Origin of the sequence: Amphibacillus sp. MSJ-3, from assembly GCF_018919165.1 — a bacterium.
Classification (GTDB): Bacteria; Bacillota; Bacilli; order Bacillales; family Amphibacillaceae; genus Amphibacillus.
Map to the genome: position 1 here is coordinate 1 of NZ_JAHLQM010000064.1, position 1,918 is coordinate 1,918.

Genomic DNA, 1,918 nt, shown 5'->3' on the forward strand with positions numbered 1-1,918 from the left:
TATAATATGTTTAAGCCTTGTTTTAGGCTTATGTTTTCATTGATACAAAACTTGCTTGTAACTTCGTTACCTTTCATTCCAGGCGGACGCTTTCCGTGGGCACGGCTCAAGCCTCCTCGCTCACAAAGAACGTTCGCTGCGGGGTCTTGAGACTCGTGCTTTTCCCACTGGAGTCGCCGCCTTACATTCAAGGTAACTTAATTTAATGCTTGATTTATTGTTCACAGTGAATATTTATTACTTGGACGCTGCGTGATATTCCTAGATAATGATTATATAAGGATCATTTGGGACAATTCTTACTCTCCTTGCGGATTTTACCGCATTAGAAAGACTGTTTCCCAGTGTGCGTTTTGACCTTCAAACACGCAGGCTGTACACCTTGTTTTTCGAACCTAGATGTTAGTAGCTCTAGGGCGGCTTTCGAATCAAGGATAGTACTCATACACGAGGCTGCTGATCAGCGTCCACACTAGGGATATCCCGGAGCGTCCAAGATTTAAGTTCCAATGATTCTAAATCGAAAGGGGTGTTTATCTTATGAAATTATTTGTTGGTTTAGATGTTAGTTCTTTTGATATCAAGGTTTGTTTTTTAAATGGTGAAGGTGACAAACTGAGTGCCTTCACGGTTGAAAATGATTTGCCTGGTGCTATTGAATTAAAAGATAATATTCTCCAAATTGTTCAAGGTAAATCAGTGAGTGAATTGCGAATTGGCCTTGAATCAACAAGTGTGTATAGTTTTCATCCATCTATGTTCTTGCACAATGACAAAGCCATTCAGTCTATTGGTGGACAAGTATTTGTGATGAATCCAAGACAAATAGCAAACTTCAAAAAAAGCTATAATGACATGGATAAAACAGATGAAATCGATGCCTTCGTCATCGCTGACTACATGCGATTCGGACGTCTTCCTATGTCTATCGTAAAGGAGGAACAGTATGTTGCACTTCAACAATTAACACGTGCTCGTTACCAAATCGTTCGGCAAATTACACAAGAAAAACAACGTTTTCTCCAGTATCTAAGCTATAAGTGTAATACCTTTACAGAAGATGTTTCGTCATCCGTGTTTGGTAAGGCAATGATGGATCTCTTTCTAGAGAAATACAGTCTAGAAGAACTTTCACAAATGCCTTTAGAGGATTTAGCTGATTACCTACGGGTTAAGGGAAAGAATAGATTCCCTGATGCCAAGGAGGTTGCTAAATCAATTCAAAAAGCAGCACGTTCTTCTTACCGATTGGACAGAGTTGTTGAAGATTCCATTGATTCAATCCTCGGCACTTCTATTACACTCATTCGCACATTTGAAAAACAAATTAAGGAACTTGATAAATCGATTAAACGAATCATGAAAGGTGTTCCGCAAGTATTACAATCGATACCAGGCGTTGGTCCTGTTTTCACAGCAGGAATTATCGCTGAAATTGGACAAATTGAACGTTTTGATAGCGAAGAAAAAATCGCTAAATATGCTGGTCTTTACTGGAGTAAACATCAATCAGGCCGTTTTACAGCAGATGTAACATCATTGTCGCGTAATGGTAATCAATATCTCCGATATTACCTTGTTGAAGCCGCTAACTCGGTAAGAAGGCAGATCCCTGAATACGGCGATTATTACGCTAAGAAGTACCGAGAGGTACCAAAGCATCAACATAAAAGAGCCCTCGTCTTAACAGCAAGAAAATTTGTGCGTTTGGTGGATGCGCTACTACGCAAAAACCAAATTTACACGCCAGGAAGGGGCGTTCCATATGAAGCATAAATAGCTTCAAAACCTTTAATCTACATCCAGTTTTTTACATTAAAAGACTGGTCCTAGCTTAGTGATGTCTTTTTTAAGCTAATTGTACCTTGATAATTAAATAAGCTTTTATTTTGTTATTGACATATCACCGCAGGTCTTT

1 protein-coding gene is annotated in these 1,918 nt (G+C 39.0%); it reads left to right on the top strand.

Features of this window, described 5'->3' with window-relative positions; genetic code table 11:
- Positions 1-540: 540 nt before the first annotated feature.
- Positions 541-1,776 (top strand): IS110 family RNA-guided transposase, encoded by a 1,236-nt coding sequence (locus KQI76_RS11555; RefSeq protein WP_216400437.1) that lies wholly within the window; start codon positions 541-543, stop codon positions 1,774-1,776.
- Positions 1,777-1,918 lie beyond the last annotated feature (142 nt).